1 pseudogene is annotated in these 646 nt (G+C 64.6%); it reads right to left on the minus strand.

Going from position 1 to position 646, the window contains the following annotated elements:
- A pseudogene (locus IG75_RS0135640) lies at window positions 1-646 on the minus strand (DNA-directed RNA polymerase subunit beta); the annotation flags it as partial.

The raw sequence follows: 646 nt of genomic DNA on the forward strand, positions 1-646 counted from the left end.
GGCCCAGCACTCCATCTCACCGAACCGCTGACCACCGAACTGCGCCTTACCACCCAGCGGCTGCTGGGTGATCATCGAGTACGGACCGGTCGACCGGGCATGGATCTTGTCGTCGACCAGATGGTGCAGCTTCAAGATGTACATGTAGCCGACCGCCACCGGATACGGGAACGGCTCACCGGACCGACCGTCGAACAGCGTCGACTTGCCGTCGTCGTTGACCATGCGCTCACCATCACGGTTGGGCAGCGTCGACGCCAGCAGCCCGGTCAGTTCCTCCTCACGCGCACCGTCGAAGACCGGTGTCGCGATATTGGAATCGGCCGGAGCGCCCAGCATCTCCTCCGGCAGCGCCTTCGCCCAATCCGGGCGGGTGCCGTCGGCGGCGACATCGACTTCCCAGCCGGCTTTACCGATCCAGCCGAGGTGGGTTTCCAGGATCTGCCCGATATTCATACGACGCGGCACACCATGGGTGTTCAAAATAATGTCCACCGGCGTGCCGTCCGGCTCGTCGTCCTCGCGGGAGAACACGCGGATACCGATGACCTTGCCCGACTCACCGTGGGGCACCTTCAGCGAGGTGTCACGGACTTCGCGGGCCTTCTCACCGAAGATCGCGCGCAGCAGCCGCTCTTCCGGGGTC

The organism is Nocardia rhamnosiphila NBRC 108938 (assembly GCF_000720425.1).
GTDB classification, from domain to species: Bacteria; Actinomycetota; Actinomycetes; order Mycobacteriales; family Mycobacteriaceae; genus Nocardia; species Nocardia rhamnosiphila.